This window comes from Actinoplanes sp. CA-131856, from assembly GCF_050956135.1.
In the GTDB taxonomy this organism is placed as follows: domain Bacteria; phylum Actinomycetota; class Actinomycetes; order Mycobacteriales; family Micromonosporaceae; genus Actinoplanes.
This window is the reverse complement of the sequence record NZ_CP191849.1, coordinates 8,113,109-8,129,800: the sequence shown is the minus strand read 5'-3', so window position 1 is coordinate 8,129,800 and position 16,692 is coordinate 8,113,109. Positions and strand designations below refer to the sequence as shown.

At 72.2% G+C, this 16,692-nt stretch carries 13 protein-coding genes and 1 pseudogene; 13 read left to right on the top strand and 1 reads right to left on the bottom strand.

The window, feature by feature from the left end; translation table 11 throughout:
* Positions 1 to 2 precede the first annotated feature (2 nt).
* Positions 3 to 1,142 carry a sensor histidine kinase gene (locus ACQP2X_RS37190; protein ID WP_498689965.1) on the top strand — a complete coding sequence of 380 codons (1,140 nt, stop codon included), beginning with the start codon at positions 3 to 5 and terminating at the stop codon, positions 1,140 to 1,142.
* Here ACQP2X_RS37190 and ACQP2X_RS37185 read toward each other — a convergent pair.
* Positions 1,133 to 2,149 (bottom strand): Lrp/AsnC family transcriptional regulator, encoded by a 1,017-nt coding sequence (locus tag ACQP2X_RS37185; protein ID WP_498689963.1) that lies wholly within the window; start codon positions 2,147 to 2,149, stop codon positions 1,133 to 1,135. The two genes, ACQP2X_RS37190 and ACQP2X_RS37185, sit on opposite strands and share 10 nt — an antisense overlap.
* Positions 2,150 to 2,273: 124 nt before the next feature.
* On the opposite strand from ACQP2X_RS37185, the gene ACQP2X_RS37180 reads away from it, so the two are divergent.
* From ACQP2X_RS37180 to alaS, 12 genes and pseudogenes are all read left to right on the top strand, one after another.
* Positions 2,274 to 2,948 carry a hypothetical protein gene (locus ACQP2X_RS37180; RefSeq protein WP_498689961.1) on the top strand — a complete coding sequence of 225 codons (675 nt, stop codon included), beginning with the start codon at positions 2,274 to 2,276 and terminating at the stop codon, positions 2,946 to 2,948.
* Positions 2,949 to 3,000: 52 nt separating this feature from the next.
* Positions 3,001 to 4,803 carry an aspartate--tRNA ligase gene (gene aspS / locus ACQP2X_RS37175; protein WP_498689960.1) on the top strand — a complete coding sequence of 601 codons (1,803 nt, stop codon included), beginning with the start codon at positions 3,001 to 3,003 and terminating at the stop codon, positions 4,801 to 4,803.
* Positions 4,804 to 4,849: 46 nt separating this feature from the next.
* Positions 4,850 to 5,653 carry an SDR family oxidoreductase gene (locus ACQP2X_RS37170; protein ID WP_498689958.1) on the top strand — a complete coding sequence of 268 codons (804 nt, stop codon included), beginning with the start codon at positions 4,850 to 4,852 and terminating at the stop codon, positions 5,651 to 5,653.
* A gap of 26 nt (positions 5,654 to 5,679) precedes the next feature.
* Positions 5,680 to 6,168 carry a GyrI-like domain-containing protein gene (locus tag ACQP2X_RS37165; RefSeq protein WP_498689956.1) on the top strand — a complete coding sequence of 163 codons (489 nt, stop codon included), beginning with the start codon at positions 5,680 to 5,682 and terminating at the stop codon, positions 6,166 to 6,168.
* A gap of 7 nt (positions 6,169 to 6,175) precedes the next feature.
* Positions 6,176 to 6,865 (top strand): hypothetical protein, encoded by a 690-nt coding sequence (locus ACQP2X_RS37160; RefSeq protein ID WP_498689955.1) that lies wholly within the window; start codon positions 6,176 to 6,178, stop codon positions 6,863 to 6,865.
* Between the two features lie 64 nt (positions 6,866 to 6,929).
* Positions 6,930 to 7,151, top strand: a complete 222-nt coding sequence (locus ACQP2X_RS37155; RefSeq protein ID WP_097324529.1) for a hypothetical protein — start codon at positions 6,930 to 6,932, stop codon at positions 7,149 to 7,151.
* Between the two features lie 66 nt (positions 7,152 to 7,217).
* Positions 7,218 to 8,568, top strand: a pseudogene (locus tag ACQP2X_RS37150) (replication-associated recombination protein A); the annotation flags it as partial.
* Between the two features lie 1,637 nt (positions 8,569 to 10,205).
* Positions 10,206 to 10,490: a hypothetical protein gene (locus ACQP2X_RS37145; protein WP_498689951.1), complete on the top strand. Its 285-nt coding sequence runs from the start codon at positions 10,206 to 10,208 to the stop codon at positions 10,488 to 10,490.
* 2,093 nt (positions 10,491 to 12,583) lie between these two features.
* Entirely contained in the window at positions 12,584 to 13,192 is a 609-nt protein-coding gene (locus tag ACQP2X_RS37140; RefSeq protein WP_498689949.1) for a hypothetical protein, read from the top strand.
* Positions 13,193 to 13,267: 75 nt separating this feature from the next.
* Positions 13,268 to 13,717 (top strand): DUF948 domain-containing protein, encoded by a 450-nt coding sequence (locus ACQP2X_RS37135; protein ID WP_498653825.1) that lies wholly within the window; start codon positions 13,268 to 13,270, stop codon positions 13,715 to 13,717.
* A 22-nt stretch (positions 13,718 to 13,739) separates the two neighbouring features.
* Positions 13,740 to 14,006: a hypothetical protein gene (locus ACQP2X_RS37130; RefSeq protein WP_360239354.1), complete on the top strand. Its 267-nt coding sequence runs from the start codon at positions 13,740 to 13,742 to the stop codon at positions 14,004 to 14,006.
* Positions 14,003 to 16,687: an alanine--tRNA ligase gene (gene alaS / locus ACQP2X_RS37125; protein ID WP_498689946.1), complete on the top strand. Its 2,685-nt coding sequence runs from the start codon at positions 14,003 to 14,005 to the stop codon at positions 16,685 to 16,687. Before ACQP2X_RS37130 ends, alaS begins: the two co-directional genes overlap by 4 nt.
* The last annotated feature ends 5 nt before the right edge of the window (positions 16,688 to 16,692 follow it).

The window sequence follows — 16,692 nt, the reverse complement described above, 5'->3', positions numbered from 1 at the left end:
TGTTGGGGACCGGGGCGCGCACCGCGGCCCGGCAGGCGGCGATGCTCTTCCTGCTGGCCGGCACGCTGGCCCTGGTCGGGATTCCGAGCGAGGCCGGCGCCGCGTCCCGGCTGCTGCTCGTCGCCGTGCTGGACTTCGCGCTGTGCTTCGCCGGGCTCCTGCTGCCCTGGGACCGGCTGCGGCCCGAGTCGCCGGCCCTGCTCGGCCTGGCCGGGTTCGCCGTCCTCGGCCTGTCCACCTGGTCGTTCGGTGGGGTCGCGGCCGGCACCGGGCCGTTCCTGGTGCTGCTCTACACCTGGGCGGCGCTGCATTTCCCCCGGTGGATCCTGCTGGCCTACGCGGCGCCGGCCGGAGTGGCCTACCTGCTGCCGCTGATCCTGACCAACCGTCCCCCGGAGGTGCTCAGCAGCGCCCTCGTCCTGCTCCCGGTCGCCGTGGCGATCGCCCTGCTGGTCGAGGCGCAGGCCCGCCACCTGCGTGAGGACCGCGAACGGCTGGCCCGCATCGAGACATGGCAGTCGGCCATGATGAGCACCCTGGCCCACGACGTCCGCTCGCCGCTGGCCACGCTGCAGATCGTGCTCGAGGAACTGGGCGAGAACGCCTCACCGGACGAGGCGCGGATGATCGGCGCCGGCATCCGGCAGGCCGCCCGCATCCGGCGGCTGGCCGACGGGCTGCTCGACGTGCAGCGCATCGACAGCTCCGGCCACCTGCGCCTCGACCGGCAGCTGACCCCGGCCGGGCCGCTCGTGCGGGAGGCGGTGTCGTACACCAGCGGCAAGGACGTGACGGTGCGGATCGACGACGATCTGAAGATCTACGTCGACCCGCAGCGATTCGAGCAGATCGTCGTCAACCTGGTCGGCAACGCCCTGCGCTACGGCCGGCCGCCGGTGATCGTCGAGCTCACCCGTGACGGCGGCACCGACCGGCTGGAGATCCGCGACCACGGCGCGGGCATCCCGGAAGCCCTCCGGCCACGTCTGTTCGGCCGGTTCGCCGTGGGCGGCCCCGACGGCATCGGGCTCGGCCTGTGGATCGTGCGCAGCCTCACCGAGGCGCACGGCGGCCGGGTGGTCGCCGAGGCCCGTGACCCTGGGGTCGCCATGGTGGTGACCTGGCCGGCGCCTCAGGCGTAGGTGTCGCGGATCATGCCGTTCTCGATCAGGAAGTGGGCCTGCTTGACCCGGGTCAGCTGGGGGACGGTCTCGACGCTGTGTATGCCGTCGATGGCGGCCACCTCGGTGGTCAGGTAGCGGTAGAGGGCGGCGGCGTCGCGGCAGCGGGCGGCGGCCATCAGGTTGGCCGAGCCGGTGACCGCGGCCGCGAACGACAGCTGGTGGTGATCGGCCAGCCGGGCCCCCACCTCGGCCAGGTGGGCCGGCGCGACCGTGAACCACAGGTTGGCCGAGGCCAGGATGCCGATCGCGGTGTCCGCCACGTCGAGGTCGAAGAAGATGGCGCCGTTGCCGGTCAGCACGGCCACCCGCTGCGCGACCTGGCGCTGCGTCCACCCGGTGGCCGCGGCCAGCGACGCCCAGCTGGCCCGCCCGTCACGGGCCAGCGCGTCGAGCAGCGGCTGATCGGCCGGCTCGATGCGGGCGTCCGAGTCGAGGGGGGCGGCGTGACCCAGCACTGTCGCGCCCTCGATCAGGGTGGCCTGCTGATCGGCGTCGAGCTCGTGGCCGGTGGCGACCCAGTCGACCTCGCCCCGGCCGGCGAAGCGATGCAGGATCTGGTGTGCGCTGAAGGCGAGCACGTTGGAGGCCCGGGGCAGGTGGTGCAACAGGCCGCCCTGGCCGGCCGAGACGATCGCCGAACACGTGATCTCGGCGCCGCCCGCGCCGATGCTGATCCAGGCGGTGTCGCCGCGCCGGGCCAGCGCGTCGGCCAGCGCCGGGGCCGTGCCCGGGCGGCAGCCGATGCGCAACGTCCAATACGTGGTGCCGGGCATCTTCGACGGGTCGGGGCGGGCCAGCACCCGCACGACGCCGGTGCCGCGCATCCGCTGATAGCGCCGGGCCACGGTCTGCTCGGACACACCGATCACCGCGGCGACGCGGGCGAACGGGGCGCGCGGCGAGAGGTGCAGCGCGTGGAGGATCTGCCGGTCGATGTGATCGGGCACGCGGGACTCGGTCGCCACCTGGCCATTCTATGGCGGGGTGATGCGGGGGCTGTCAGTCCCCACGTCGAGGGATGGGGCCGGATGATCTCCGCGCCTAGTGTCGGAAACACCCGGTTTGCCCGCCCCGATGGGAGCCCGCTCGATGTCTGTCTTCCGCGCGTCAAACAACAACCCGTCGAAGCCGCGCGACCCGTACCAGATCAATCAGAGCACGGGCATCCCCGACGGGCCGACCGAGAAACTCGGCGACCGTAAGCCCAAGCCGCGCCGGAACTGGGCACTGCTGGTGGTCGCCGGCGTCGCCCTGTTCGCGCTGAATGTGGCCGCGGTCGCCGTCTTCGTCGCCTGGCGATCCTCGCAGGCGGCGCGCGCGGTGGCCGGCAAGCCGCCGGCGGCGCCGGCTCCGACCGGCGGGAGCTACGACGTGACGTACGCCCAAGAGCCCTTGAAAGTGCAGGTGGGCTGCTCGGCCGTGCTCTTCCTCGATCTCGACGAGCCGCGCTCGAACGCCGAGGAGAAGGCGAGCGATCTGAGGTACGACAGTCGGTGCGGCACCAGCGTCCCCAACCTGACGCTCGGGCCCGGCGCGACCGCCGGTGCCCAGGTGCAAGGCTCCGACACCGACGCCGCCGGCTGCGAACGCGCCATCCGCACCGCCCCGCTCGGCCCGGGCGCGACCGTGGCCGTCCGCAAGGGGGCCGTGCTCTGCGTGCTGACCGCCGGCACGCCGGCCACGATGGCACTGGTGGAGATCACGGAGGTCGGCACCACCGGCACGGCGGGCATGCGGGCCACCTCGTGGAAGGTCGGGGGCTGACGACCTGACAGAATGGCGGGTGGTTCTGACCGCTTGATGAGGAGAGCATCCCGTGATCCGTACGCACAACGCCGGCAGCCTTCGCGCGAGCGATGCCGGCTCGACGGTGACCCTCGCCGGGTGGGTGGCCCGCCGGCGCGACCACGGCGGTGTCATCTTCGTCGATCTCCGGGACGCCTCGGGCGTGGTCCAGGTGGTCTTCCGCGAGGAGGACGCGCACGCGTTGCGCAACGAGTTCTGCGTGCTGGTCGTGGGCGAGGTCTCGGCCCGCCCCGAGGGCAACGCCAACCCCGAGCTGGCCACCGGTGAGATCGAGGTCGTCGCCTCGCAGCTGACCGTCCTCTCCGAGGCGGCCCCGCTGCCCCTGCCGGTCGACGACACGATCACCGCGTCCGACGACCTGCGCCTCAAATACCGCTACCTCGACCTGCGCCGCTCCGGCCCGGCCAAGGCGCTGCGGCTGCGCAGCCGGGCCAACCAGATCGCCCGCGAGGTGCTGCACGCCCACGACTTCAACGAGATCGAGACGCCGACCCTGACCCGGTCGACCCCCGAGGGCGCGCGTGACTTCCTGGTGCCGGTGCGGCTCCAGCCCGGCACGTGGTACGCCCTGCCGCAGTCGCCGCAGCTGTTCAAGCAGCTGCTCATGGTGGCCGGCATGGAGCGGTACTACCAGATCGCGCGCTGCTACCGCGACGAGGACTTCCGGGCCGACCGGCAGCCCGAGTTCACCCAGCTCGACATCGAGATGTCCTTCGTGACCCAGGAGGACATCATCTCCCTGGGCGAGGAGATCGTCTCCCGTCTGTGGGGTGAGCTGGCCGACTACCAGGTGCAGCTGCCGATCCCGCGCATCACCTGGACCGACGCGATGAACCGCTACGGTTCCGACAAGCCCGACCTGCGCTACGGCGTCGAGCTGGTCGAGCTCACCTCCTACCTTTCCGGCACCTCCTTCCGCGTTTTCGCCGGCGCCATCGACGCGGGCGGCTATGTCGGCGCGGTCGTCATGCCCGGCGGGGCGTCGCAGACCCGTAAAGAGCTGGACGGCTGGCAGGACTGGGCCAAGGCTCGTGGGGCGCGCGGTCTCGCGTATGTCGTTCTCGACGCCGACACCGGCGAGGCGCGGGGACCTGTTGCGAAAAATCTGTCTTCTGAGCATTTGTCCGGACTCGCCGACGCCGTTGGCGCCAAACCGGGCGACGCGATCTTCTTCGCCGCGGCGGCCGAACGCCGCGAGGCGCAGGAGCTGCTCGGCGCGGCCCGCATCGAGATCGCCAAGCGCTCCGGGCTGATCGACGAGTCGGCCTGGGCGTTCTGCTGGGTCGTCGACGCCCCCATGTTCGAGAAGACCGACGAGGGCGGCTGGACCGCGGTCCACCACCCCTTCACCTCGCCCAACGACGAGTGGATCGACCGCTTCGAGGAGGCGCCCGACCAGGCCCTCGCGTACGCGTACGACATCGTCGTCAACGGCAACGAGATCGGTGGCGGCAGCGTCCGTATCCACCGGGCCGACGTGCAGAGCCGGGTCTTCGACCTGCTCGGCATCTCGCCCGAGGAGGCGCAGGACAAGTTCGGCTTCCTGCTCGAGGCGTTCAAGTACGGCCCGCCGCCGCACGCCGGCATCGCGCTCGGCTGGGACCGCACCTGCATGCTGCTGTCCGGCAACGACTCGATCCGTGAGGTCATCGCGTTCCCCAAGACCCGGGGCGGCTACGACCCGCTGACCACCGCGCCCACGCCGATCACCCCGCAGCAGCGCCTCGAGGCCGGCATCGACGCCAAGCCGAAGCCGGCGGCCGGCACGCCGGGCACCGACGGCCAGGCCGCTCCCGTGGAGCGCTCGAACTGACCTTGCCAGCCTTGTCAGCCGAGGAGAACTGAGGTAGTTCCGTCCTATGAGCACATTGATCGTCGGAGCCTCGGGATATCTCGGCAGTGAGGTCGTGCGGCAGGCCCGGGCCGCCGGGCACGCGGTGGTGGGCACGGCCACCACCGCGGCCGGCGGTCACGTGCCGGTCGACGTCACCGACCGCAAGGCGGTGCACGCGGTGGTCACCGCTGTGCTGCCCCGCCTGGTCGTCAACTGTGTCGGGCACGACAACGACTGGCGGGTGCTGGCCGACGGCGGTGCCGCCGTGGCCGCCGAGGCGGCCGCGATCGGCGCCCGCATCGTGCACGTGTCCACGGACGCGCTGCACGCCGGGCGCCCGTCCCCGTACACCGAGGCCGACGCGCCCACACCGGTCTCGCAGTACGGGTCGGCCAAGGCGGCGGCCGAGACGGCGGTGGCCGCGATCTCGCCGGCCGCCGTGATCGTGCGGACCTCCCTGATCGCCGGCACCGACGAGAGCAAGCACGTGCGGTTCGCGCTGGAGGTGACCGAGGGCCGGCGTCAGGGCACCATGTTCTCCGACGAGATCCGCTGCCCGGTCCACGTGACCGACCTGGCCGCGGCCATCCTGGAGCTGGCCGACTCGCGTTTCAGCGGCGTCATCAACGTGGCCGGCCCCGAGGCCATCTCGCGCGCCGACTTCGGCCGCCTGGTCGCCCGCACCCACGGCCTCGACGAGTCCGCCGTCCCGGTCGGCCTGAGCACCGAGGCCGGCATGGGCCCCCGGCCGCTGGACGTCAAGCTCGACACGTCACTGGCCCGGTCCATCCTCCGTACGCGCCTGAGGCCCGTCTCCGAGTTTCGCTGACCCCCGGGTGCTGTGACACTGGGCTCATGGAGCCGAAGATCGTGGAGCTGGGCGAACAGCCGTACGTGGGGCGCCGTGAGTCGATCACGATGACCGAGTTCGCCCGGGTCGCCGACCACCTGCCCGGCATGCTGGCCCGCCTCGCCGAGCGCGGCGTGCCGGTCGCGGGCGCCCCGTTCTTCCGCTACCGCGTGATCGACATGTCGGCCGACCTCGTCGTCGAAGCCGGCATCCCGATCTCGGGGCCCACCGAGATCGCCTCGCCGATGTTCGTCGACACGCTGCCGGCCGGCCGCTACGCCACCCTCACCCACGTCGGGCACCCCGACGAGCTGATGGGCGTCACAGCCCGGCTGCTCGGCTGGGCCCAGGACCGGGGCCTGGCCTGGGACATGCAGCCCACACCGACCGGCGAGGTGTGGGGCTGCCGGCTCGAGATGATGATGACCGACCCGTCCAAAGAGCCGGACATGCACAAGTGGGAGACGGTCCTGCTGTTCAAACTGGCCGCATGATGGGCGTGTGCCCGACGAGATCGAGAAACTGACCGAGGCGCTCGGCCCGGCCTGGCGGCGGCGGACCCGCGGCGAGCACCGCTGGCCGGCGGCGGCCGCCATCGCCGTGATGATCGTGCTCCAGTGGACGCTGCCGGCCAAGCTGACCCTGGGACCGCACTGGCTGCTGCCGGCGGTCGAGCTGACCCTCGGCGTCGTCCTGTTCGCGGCCGACCCCGGCCGCATCCACCGCGACACCCCCGCCCTGCGGACGCTGAGCCTCACCCTGATCGCGGTGGCCAGCCTCGGCACGGCGTCGTCGGTGGGCATGCTGGTGCACACCATCGTCACCGGCCGCGACACCGGCTCGGCGGCCCAGCTGCTGGCCGGCGGCAGCGCCATCTACCTGATCAACGTGCTCACCTTCGCCGTCTGGTTCTGGGAGCTCGACCGCGGTGGCCCGGCGAGGCGGGCGCACGGCACCGACCCGTACCCGGACCTGCTCTTTCCCCCGATGACCGCACCCGACATGGTGGCCAAGGACTGGGAGCCGCGGTTCCTCGACTACTTCTACGTCGCCTTCACCAACGCGACAGCGTTCAGCCCGACCGACACCCTGCCGCTGACCCGCTGGGCGAAGGCGGCCATGGCCCTCGAATCGGCGATCGCGCTCGTGACGGCGGCGCTGGTCATCGCCCGCGCGGTGAATGTCCTATGAGTTTGGTGACCGGCGTCACCGGGGTATCTGCATGGCAGCGCTCTCACCCCCGGAGGAAATAGACATGCTTGCCATCGCCGCCGCCGTAGTCTTCGGCATCTGGTTCCTTCTCGACCTGCTCAAGACCGACCTCGGCGCCCCCAACCTGTTCAACTTCCCCACCATGGCGTCGCTCGGCCTGATGCTGCTCGCGCTCTACCTGGCCGGCGTGGGCTCGGGCCCGCGCGCCGGCTCCGGCAGCGGCAGCGGCCGCCGCTTCTACGGCCGTCGCCCCGGCCGCGGCTGACCTGGCGTACCGGCCCGTGGCAGCGCGTTTCGGACGCGCGACCACGGGCCGGTACTGTCTTTCCCGATGGAAATGGACGGGCTTTTCTCCCTGGGGTCGCCGCCGCCGTCGCCGTCAAACGACGCGCTGACCCCACCGGCTGACGACTCACCGCTCCCGGTGCGCATGCGCCCGGCGAACCTCGACGAGCTGGTCGGCCAGGGACATCTGCTCGCGCCCGGCGCCCCGCTGCGCCAGCTGGTCACCGGGGCCAGCCCCATGTCGGTGATCCTGTGGGGCCCGCCCGGCACCGGCAAGACCACCATCGCCCACCTGGTCGCCGGGGCCACGAACCGCAAGTTCGTCGCCATGTCGGCGCTGACGGCCGGCGTCAAGGACGTCCGCGCGGTGATCGACACGGCCCGCCGCGAACGCCGCTCCGGCGGACCGCCGACGGTGCTGTTCATCGACGAGGTCCACCGCTTCAGCAAGACCCAGCAGGACTCGCTGCTGGCCGCGGTCGAGGACCGGACGGTCACGCTGCTGGCGGCCACGACCGAAAATCCGTATTTCTCGGTTATCTCGCCCCTGCTGTCCCGCTGCGTGCTGCTGACCCTCCAGGCGCTGGACGACGACGACGTCCGGGGCCTGCTCCGCCGCGCGGTCACCGACAAAAGAGGACTGGGCGGTGCGGTCACGCTGAGTGCCGAGGCCGAGGACCATTTCGTACGTCTCGCGTCCGGCGACGTCCGCAAGGCGCTCACGGCCCTGGAGGCGGCGGCCGGCTCGGCCGCGGCCCAGCAGGTCACGGAGATCGACCTGGCCATGGCCGAGAAGGCGGTCGACGTGGCGGCGATCCGCTACGACCGTGACGGGGACGCGCACTACGACATCACGAGCGCGTTCATCAAGAGCATGCGGGGAAGCGATCCCGACGCGGCCCTGCACTGGCTGGCCCGCATGCTGGTGGCGGGGGAGGACCCGCGTTTCATCGCGAGGCGCATCGTCATCTTCGCGAGCGAGGACGTGGGGATGGCCGACCCGCAGGCGCTGCTGGTGGCGACGGCGGCGTCCCAGGCCGTACAGACGATCGGCCTGCCGGAGTGTCAGCTCAACCTGGCCCAGGCGGTGGTGCACATGGCGACGGCACCGAAGTCGAACGCCGTGACCACGGCCATCGGCGAGGCGATGGCGGACGTGCGGGCGGGCCGGGGAGGGCCGGTGCCGACCCACTTGAGGGACGCCCACTATCCCGGGGCGCGGGGGTTGGGGCACGGGCGGGGATACCGCTATCCCCACGACGACAGCCGGGGCGTGGTCACGCAGCAGTACGTGCCGGACGACCTGGTGGAGGCCGAGTACTACCGTCCCACCGACCACGGCGCCGAACGAGCGGTCAACGAACGGGTCCCCAAGCTCCGCCGCATCGTGCGGGGCCTGGCCGCTCCTCGCCCTTCTGCGCCCCCTGCTTCACCGTCCTCCCCGCTTGCCGAGCCTGCGCCTGCCGCGCCTGCGCCTGCGCCTGCCGCGCCCGCGCCCGCGTCTGCGGCCGACGCGCCTGCGTCTGCCGTGCCTGTCGAGGCGGTGTCGGCTGTTTCTACCCCTTCGCCCGCTTCTGCCCCTTTGTCTGCGCCGGTGGAGGGCGGAAGCCCTTCGGGTGGCGCGGATCCTCGGGGCGAGTCGGCCCCGGCGGAGGGTGCTGAGCCGGCTACCGGTGGTGGCCGGAAGGGTGGAGCCAAGGCCCGGGGGAGCCGGTCTCGACGAGCCGGGGCAGTGGCCGCCGCCGATGCGGCTGTGACGGATTCCTCCGCGGTGGGCGATTCCAGCGACGGTGACGGGGTCGGAGCTGCGGATACGTCGGTAGCTGAACCTTCGGGGGGCCGGGTCCGCCGCGCGGCGGGTGGTGCGAAGGGCGATTCTGGGGCACGCTCGTCGGCGACCATCGCGGATCAGACGCCGGCCGGCGGAAGCGACGCCGAGGGCAGCCTTCACACAGGCGGCCCTGGTACCTTCTCCGATCCGGGAGCAAAGGCCGATCCGGGATCGAAGGCCATGGACGGCCGGGGCGACGACAGCGGCACTGCCGCCGGAGAGGAACGACCGTGACACCGCGCGGTGCCGAACGGCCCGACGACGCTGACCTGGGCAACGAGCAGGCCGGCGGGCGCAAGGGCCGCCGGTTCGGACGAGGCCGCCCGGAGCCGGCCGAGCCCGAGGTCGTGGAGCCGGAAGAGACCGGCTGGCTCGACGACCTGCGCACGGCCAAGCAGCAGCGCTCCGCGATCGGCCCCGGCACCTTGGCCGGAGAAACCAGATACAGCAAATCCGGACGTCTCGCCCCCGGCCCCGACGACCAGCCCGACGACCTGTCCCTCCCCGGCTTCGACCACAACGACGACGACTCCACCCCCGGTCCGAACCGCCCGGCCCCACCCCGCAGCGCCCCCGCCGCAGCTCCCGGCCGCGGGCCAGCCCCCGGCCCAGGCGCGGCCGCCGGGCGTGGCGCAGCCCCCGGCCCTGGCGCGGCTCCCGGCCGTGGCGCGGCTTCTGGTCCTGGCGCCGTTCCTGGGCGTGGCGCGGCTTCTGGTCCTGGTGTGGCTCCCGGTCGTACCGGCGCGAATCCTGGCGGTCCTCAGGGCGCAGGTCGTTCTGCGGCGGTGCCCAACGGCCCCGGCCGCGCCACACCTCCTCCGGCTGGTCCGGTCGGTGGTCACGGCGCCGGCCCGAACACCGCCACGCAGAGCGGACCGATTCCCGGTGGACCCAACGCGGCCGGACCGGCGGGGCGCCAGTCGCCGCCCGGGCCGCGTCAGCCGGGCGGACCGGGTTCGACGGGCCGCGCGCAGAGCGGGCCGATTCCCGGTCAGTTCCCACCTGGGCGGATAACGCCTGGGCAGCTTCCTCCAGGTCAGGTGCCACCCGGTCCGGTTTCTCCCGGCCAGGGCGGTCCCGGGCAGGGCGGTCTCGGACAAGGTGGTCTCGGGCAGGGCGGTCTCGGGCAAGGCGGTCCCGGGCAGGGTGGTCCCGGGCAGGGTGGTCCCGGGCGCGGCGCGCCCGGTCAAGGGATGCCGGGCCGTGGAACTTCGGGTCGGGCTATTCCGGGCCAGCCTGGGCCTGGGCGTGCTGTGCCGGGGCCGGCCGGGCACGAGGGTGGCCGGGGTCAGCAGCCTGGTCACGGTGTTCCGGGCCAGGCGGTTCCGCAGCAAGGTGGGCCAGGCGCTGGTGTGCCTGCCGGTCGAGGGGCCGCCTCGGTGGGCGGGCCGGGACGTGGTGGGCCGCAGCAGCCGTTCGGAGGGCCGGGCACGGCCGGGCGGCGTGGTGCCGAAGCTGACCCGGGACCCTACGGTGTCGACGGGATGACCTCGGGGCCGATCGCTACGGGGTCGCCGGCTACTCCGCTCTCCGGAAACGCCCCGGAGATCCCTTCCGCGCGCCCGGTCTCGCCGGCGTCGCGGCCTACTTCTTCGCCGCCCGTCCGCGGGCGTGATCGTTTCCGCCCCGACGGGCCGCAGCCCGGTGGCCCCGGCAGTCCAGTGTCCGGACCGCCGGCGTCCGGGTTCGGTGGTGCCGGTCGTCCGGTGTCGGGTGTTCCCGCGCCTGGGTTCGGCGGTGCGGGCCGTCCGGTGTCCGGGGTTCCGGCGCCGGGGTTCGGCGCTCGCGGTGCCGAGGGCCGGGATCTCGGCTCGGCCGGTGCGGGCCGTCCGGTGTCCGGAGCGGCCTACGGCGGCTCGGGTCAGCCCGGCGCGCCCGGCAATGAGCAGCCGAGTGGACGGCACGGCGCTCCGGGCGGTGAGGGCCCGGGAGGTCCTTCCGGTCGGCACGGTGCTCCCGACCCTGGTGACGACCGCCGTTCCCGCGGCCGGGCGAACCCCGACGAGACGGGTGGCTTCGGCGCGTCCGCCGCGCCGCGTTCCCCGGCGCCAGGGGGCGGCTTCGGTGGTCCGGGCTCCGGTGGCCCCGGGCGACCGGGTTTCGGTGGTCCGGGCGCGGGTGGCCCTGGACGGCCGGGTTTCGGTGGTGCCGGCGATCCCGGATACGCCGGTCCGGATGACGAGGAATCTCCCGGTGCAGTCGGCCGTGGCCCCGGTGGGCCGCGTGGGCGAGCCGGAAGCCGCGCGCTTCCGCCGCCGGGCGGTCAGCGACCTGGCGTCCCGGGTCCGGCCGGCGCCGGGCCGGGCAGTCAGACAGGTGCCGGGCCGGGCGGTCAGATGGGTGCCGGACCGGGCGGTCAAACGGGCGTCGGACCGGGCGGTCAGATGGGCGCCGGGCCGGGCGGTCAGACAGGTGCTGGGCCGAGCGGTCGGATGGGTGCTGGGCCGGGTGGTCAGACGGGCACCGGACCCGTGCGGGCGGCGGCCAGCGTTGCCCCGCCGGTGGTGCCGGGGCGTGGCGGCGTTCGCACGCCGGCGGTTCCCGGGCGGGCCGGAGCCATGGCGGGCAACTCCGGAGTTGTACAGCGCCCGGGCGAGGGCTCCGGCGGGGTGGCGCCTCGTGGTGGCCAGGGGCCGGGCGGACGCGCCGGTGCCGGTCCGGTCTCTCCGGGGCAGCCGGGGCAGTTCGGCGGTGACGAGCACGGCTCGGGGCCGATTCCGGGGGCCGGTGGCCGTCGTGGGCAGGGTGGCGACGGTGATTTCGGGTCGGGGCCGATTCCGGGGCGGCATGGGCAGGACGGCGACTTCGGGTCGGGGCCCATTCCTGGAGCGGGACGCCACGGGCCGGAAGGGGATGACGACTTCGGGACCGGGCGGCATGGCCGTCATGAGCAGGATGACTTCGATCCGGAGGCTTCGGGGGAGCTCCCGCGCGGTGGGCGTGCACCGGGTGAGCGCAGCATGTCGCCGGGACGAAAGCTCGGGCCGGTGGGCCGGCCGGGTGCCGGTGGCCCCGCGCCTCGTGGTGGCCCGGCGACCGGCGCTGCCTCGGTAGGCGGCCCCGGTCCGGCCTCTCGCGGCGGCCCGGCGGCGGGCTCGGCCTCGGTGGCTGGCCCAGCTGCGGGTTCAGCGTCCGTGGGTGGCCCGGCGGCCGGTTCAGCTTCGGTGGGTGGTCCGGCGGCGGGTTCTGCTTCGGTGGGCGGCCCGGCGGCGGGCTCGGCCTCCGTCGGTGGGCGAGCCTCAGCGTCGGTCGGCGCCGCCTCGGTGGGTGCCGCCTCGGTGGGTGCTGCCTCGGTCGGATCGGCTTCTGTCGGATCTGCCTCCGTGGGGGCCGCGTCGGGAGCGGCTTCGGTGGGGGCCGCGCGCGTGGGCGGCGGGCCTTCCGATGTGCGGGCCGGGGCTCCGGGCGTACGTCAGACGGGTGAAGATGGAGCGCCGCAAGGCGCGAGAGTCAGTCCGGTTGTGGGGGCTCGGGCCGGCGCGGCCGCTGCCTCGGGAGCCATCACGGCGGATGCCGAGCCCGGTGACAACGCCGGCGGTGGGTTCCGGGAGAAACTTCGGACCCAGCGGCGCCTCCGTGTCGTGACCCTGGTCTCTCTGGCCGCTGTCGTGCTTCTGGTTCTTCCCGCCTTCTTCGGGCTTCGGGCCGCCGGCAACGATCCGGTCTTCGGGTCGCTCAACTCGCTCGACGTGCCGTCCTGGGCCGCCGAGAAAGTGGACGATCAGAGCAGCGGCAGCCGCTGGTGCTTCATGGACTGCACCTTCCGGGAGCGGATCGCCCAGTCGGCCAAGCCGTTCGCCGAGACCACCCAGGCCTACACCGCCGCGCTCAGCGCCGCCGGCTGGCAGCCCTGGAAGGTTGCCGAGTGCCCTGAGCAGCCCGTCGGCAAGGACGAGGGCACCTACAGCTGCTGGAAGCGAGACGAGTTCACTTTGGACCTGTGGGTCCGGCTTCCCGAGTGCCAGGTCGACCAGGTCGCCGCTCAGGATCCGGCCACCATTCCGTCGGCCGGCACCGAGCCGGTCGATCCGAAGGACTGCGTCGGGTCCACGGTGAGCATCAAGGTCCAGAACGCCATCGCCGACACCCGGGGCGACCCGGACGTGCAGGAGAGCCCGCTCGTCGGCGAAACGCCGGACCCGGTGCTGTCGGATGATCCGCTCTTGGAGCCGACACCCACGGCGTCGTGACGCGGCTCGCGGTCACGGACGGTAGGGTCTGCTCGTTGACTCGCCATCCGTGACCACGTAAGGGAGAAGCGCCTCATGGACGCCGGAGAAATCGCAGGCCTGATCGCGGCGGGCGCCTTCTTGATGCTCGTCATCGTGCTGGCCGTGCCGATCCTCAAGCTGGGCCGTACGGTCGACGCCGCCACCAGGGCGATCAATGACCTGACCGACCGGACCGGGCCGCTGCTGGGTGACGTCAATGACACGGTGCGTAACGTGAACACGGCGCTCGGCCAGGTGCAGGTCTCTTTGGACGGTGTCAACGTCCAGCTGGCCAAGGTCGACACGATCACCGAGCACGCCGCGCACGTGACCGCCAACGTGGCCAACCTGTCCACGGTCGTCGCCGCGGCCGCCGCGAACCCGCTCGTCAAGGTGGCCTCGTTCGGGTACGGCCTGCGTAAGGCGGCCGCCGCGCGCCGTCGCGCCGACGAGGACCGCGCCGTCCGTACGGAAATCAAGACCCGCCGCAAAGCCAACCGCTGAAACCCACTCGGAGGAAGAAGCCATGAAGCGCCTGCTCTGGCTGGGCGTCGGCTTGGCCGTCGGCGCCATCGTCGTTCGCAAGCTCACGCAGAAAGCGAACGAGTACACACCGTCCGGCATCGCCACCTCGCTGTCGCAATCCGCTGGCGGCCTGGTCGAGTCGATGCGTAGCTTCGTGGATGACGTCCGCGACGGCATGGCCGAGCGGGAGCAGCAGATCCACCAGGCGTTCGCCGAGGGTGAGCTGTACGAGGACGAGCCGGATGAGGCTCAGGAGGGGAACCGATGAAGACGGCGGAGATCAAGCGGCGCTATCTGGCGCATTTCGAGGCCAACGGGCACACGGTCGTGCCGAGTGCCCCGCTGCCGGCCATCGACGACCCGAACCTGCTGTTCATCAATGCCGGCATGGTGCAGTTCGTGCCGTACTTCCTGGGCCAGCAGACCCCCGCGTTCAAGCGCGCGGTCAGCGTCCAGAAATGCATCCGGACGCCGGACATCGACGAGGTCGGCAAGACGTCCCGGCACGGCACGTTCTTCCAGATGAACGGCAACTTCTCGTTCGGCGACTACTTCAAAGAGGGCGCGATCAAGCTCGCCTGGGAGCTGTCGACGAAGTCGCAGGCCGAGGGCGGATACGGCCTCGACCCGGAGCGCATCTGGCCGACCGTCTACCACGACGACGACGAGGCGTACTCGCTGTGGAAGGCGATCGGCGTCCCCGAGAGCCGGATCGTCCGCCGCGGTAAGAAGGACAACTACTGGTCGATGGGCATCCCGGGCCCGGCCGGCCCCTGCTCCGAGCTGTTCTACGACCGGGGTCCGGAGTACGGCAAGGACGGCGGCCCCGAGGTCGACGAGGACCGGTTCATGGAGTACTGGAACCTGGTCTTCATGCAGTACGAGATCACCGACGTGAAGTCGAAGACCGACTTCACGATCGTCTCGGAGCTGCCCAACAAGAACATCGACACCGGCATGGGCCTGGAGCGCATCGCCTCCATCCTCCAGGGCGTCGACAACCTGTACGAGATCGACGAGGTCCGGCCGATCCTGGCCCGGGCGGCCGAGATGACCGGCAAGCGCTACGGCGCGCACTCGGGTCACGTCGCGGGTGAGTCACACCCGGACGACGTACGCCTGCGGGTGATCGCGGACCACGTGCGTACGGCGTTGATGCTGATCGGCGATGGGGTCACCCCGTCGAACGAGGGCCGTGGCTACGTGCTGCGCCGCATCATGCGCCGCGCGATCCGGGCCATCCGCCTGCTGGGCTGGCAGGAGAAGGCGCTGCCCGAGCTGCTGCCGATCGCGCGGGACTGCATGGCGCCGTCGTACCCGGAGCTGGAGAAGGACTTCGAGCGGATCTCCACGTACGCGTACGCGGAGGAGGACGCGTTCCTGTCGACGTTGCGCGCGGGCACGACGATCTTGGACACGGCGATCGATGAGACGCGCAAATCGGGCAAGTCGGCTTTGTCCGGCGACAAGGCTTTCCAGCTGCACGACACGTACGGCTTCCCGATCGACCTGACCCTGGAGATCGCGTCCGAGCAGGGCCTGGACGTCGACCAGGACGGCTTCCGGCGGCTGATGGCCGACCAGCGGGCCCGCGCGAAGGCGGACGCCGCCGCGCGCAAAACGGGCCACGCGGACCTTTCGGCCTATCGCAATGCTCTGGACAAGGGTGGCCCGGTCGAGTTCACCGGCTACCAGGAGGTCTCGCGCGAGTCGCGGGTCCGCTCGATCATCGGTGGCGGCGGCTCGGTCGAGGTGGCCGGCGAGGGTGACTTCGTCGAGCTGGTCCTCGACACCACGCCGTTCTACGCCGAGGGCGGTGGCCAGCAGGCCGACACCGGCATCATCAACGTCGGCGGCGGGCGGGTCGAGGTCGTCGACGTGCAGCAGCCGATCCCCGGTCTCATCGTGCACAAGGCCAGGATCATTCAGGGCGAGGTCCGTACGGGCGAGACGGGTTTCGCCGAGATCGACGTGACCCGCCGCAAGGCGATCTCGCGTTCGCACACCGCGACCCACCTGGTCCACCAGACCATGCGGGCGTTCCTCGGCGAGTCGGCGACCCAGGCCGGCTCGCTGAACGCGCCGGGCCGGCTGCGCTTCGACTTCAACACCCCCGGGGCCGTCTCGCCCGCGGTGCTGCACGACGTGGAACAGCAGGTGAACGAGGTCCTGCTGCGTGACCTCGAAGTTCACTGGTTCCTCACCTCCCAGGAGGAAGCGCGCCGGCTGGGCGCGATGGCGCTGTTCGGAGAGAAGTACGGCGATGAGGTCCGTGTGGTTGAAGTCGGCGACTACGCGCGTGAGCTCTGCGGTGGCACACACGTCGACCGCTCGGGCCAGCTGGGCCTGGTGAAGATCCTCAACGAGCAGTCGATCGGTTCGGGTGTACGCCGGGTGGAAGCGCTCGTGGGCATCGACGCGTTCGGCTTCCTGGCCAAGGAACACCTGCTGGTCTCCCGGCTCGCGGAGCTGTTCCGGGTGCCCGGCGACCAGGTCGCCGACCGGGTCGAGCAGACCGTGACGGCGCTGCGCGACGCCGAGAAGGAGCTCGAGAAGCTGCGGGCGCAGATGGTGCTGGGCGGGGCTTCGACGCTCGCGTCGCAGGCCAAGGACCTGCGCGGTGTGGCGTACGTCGGCACGGAGGCTCCCGAGGGAGCGGCCGGCAACGACGTGCGTACGCTGGCTCAGGAGATCCGCGGCAAGATCGACGCGGCTCGTCCCGCGGTCGTCGCGGTGGCGGCCCGCTCGAACGGCAAGGCGTCGCTGATCGTGGCGCTGAACAGCGCGGCCAAGGGCCGTGGCCTGTCGGCGGCCGATCTGGTCAAGGGTGCGCTCTCCGGCCGGGGCGGCGGAAACGCCGACCTCGCGCAGGGTGGCGGCCTTCCCGCCGACCAGGTTCCGGCGCTGCTCGCGGCCGTGGAGAAGGCGGTGGGGGACACCGCGAACTAACGGAA

What these genes read in the sequence shown, in the direction of transcription:
- ACQP2X_RS37165 (WP_498689956.1), top strand. Translation starts at nt 5,680, where the DNA reads ATGGAGCCGAAGATCGTGGAGCTGGGCGAACAGCCGTACGTGGGGCGC.
- alaS (WP_498689946.1), top strand. Translation starts at nt 14,003, where the DNA reads ATGAAGACGGCGGAGATCAAGCGGCGCTATCTGGCGCATTTCGAGGCC.
- ACQP2X_RS37170 (WP_498689958.1), top strand. Translation starts at nt 4,850, where the DNA reads ATGAGCACATTGATCGTCGGAGCCTCGGGATATCTCGGCAGTGAGGTC.
- ACQP2X_RS37135 (WP_498653825.1), top strand. Translation starts at nt 13,268, where the DNA reads ATGGACGCCGGAGAAATCGCAGGCCTGATCGCGGCGGGCGCCTTCTTG.
- ACQP2X_RS37130 (WP_360239354.1), top strand. Translation starts at nt 13,740, where the DNA reads ATGAAGCGCCTGCTCTGGCTGGGCGTCGGCTTGGCCGTCGGCGCCATC.
- ACQP2X_RS37180 (WP_498689961.1), top strand. Translation starts at nt 2,274, where the DNA reads ATGTCTGTCTTCCGCGCGTCAAACAACAACCCGTCGAAGCCGCGCGAC.
- ACQP2X_RS37155 (WP_097324529.1), top strand. Translation starts at nt 6,930, where the DNA reads ATGCTTGCCATCGCCGCCGCCGTAGTCTTCGGCATCTGGTTCCTTCTC.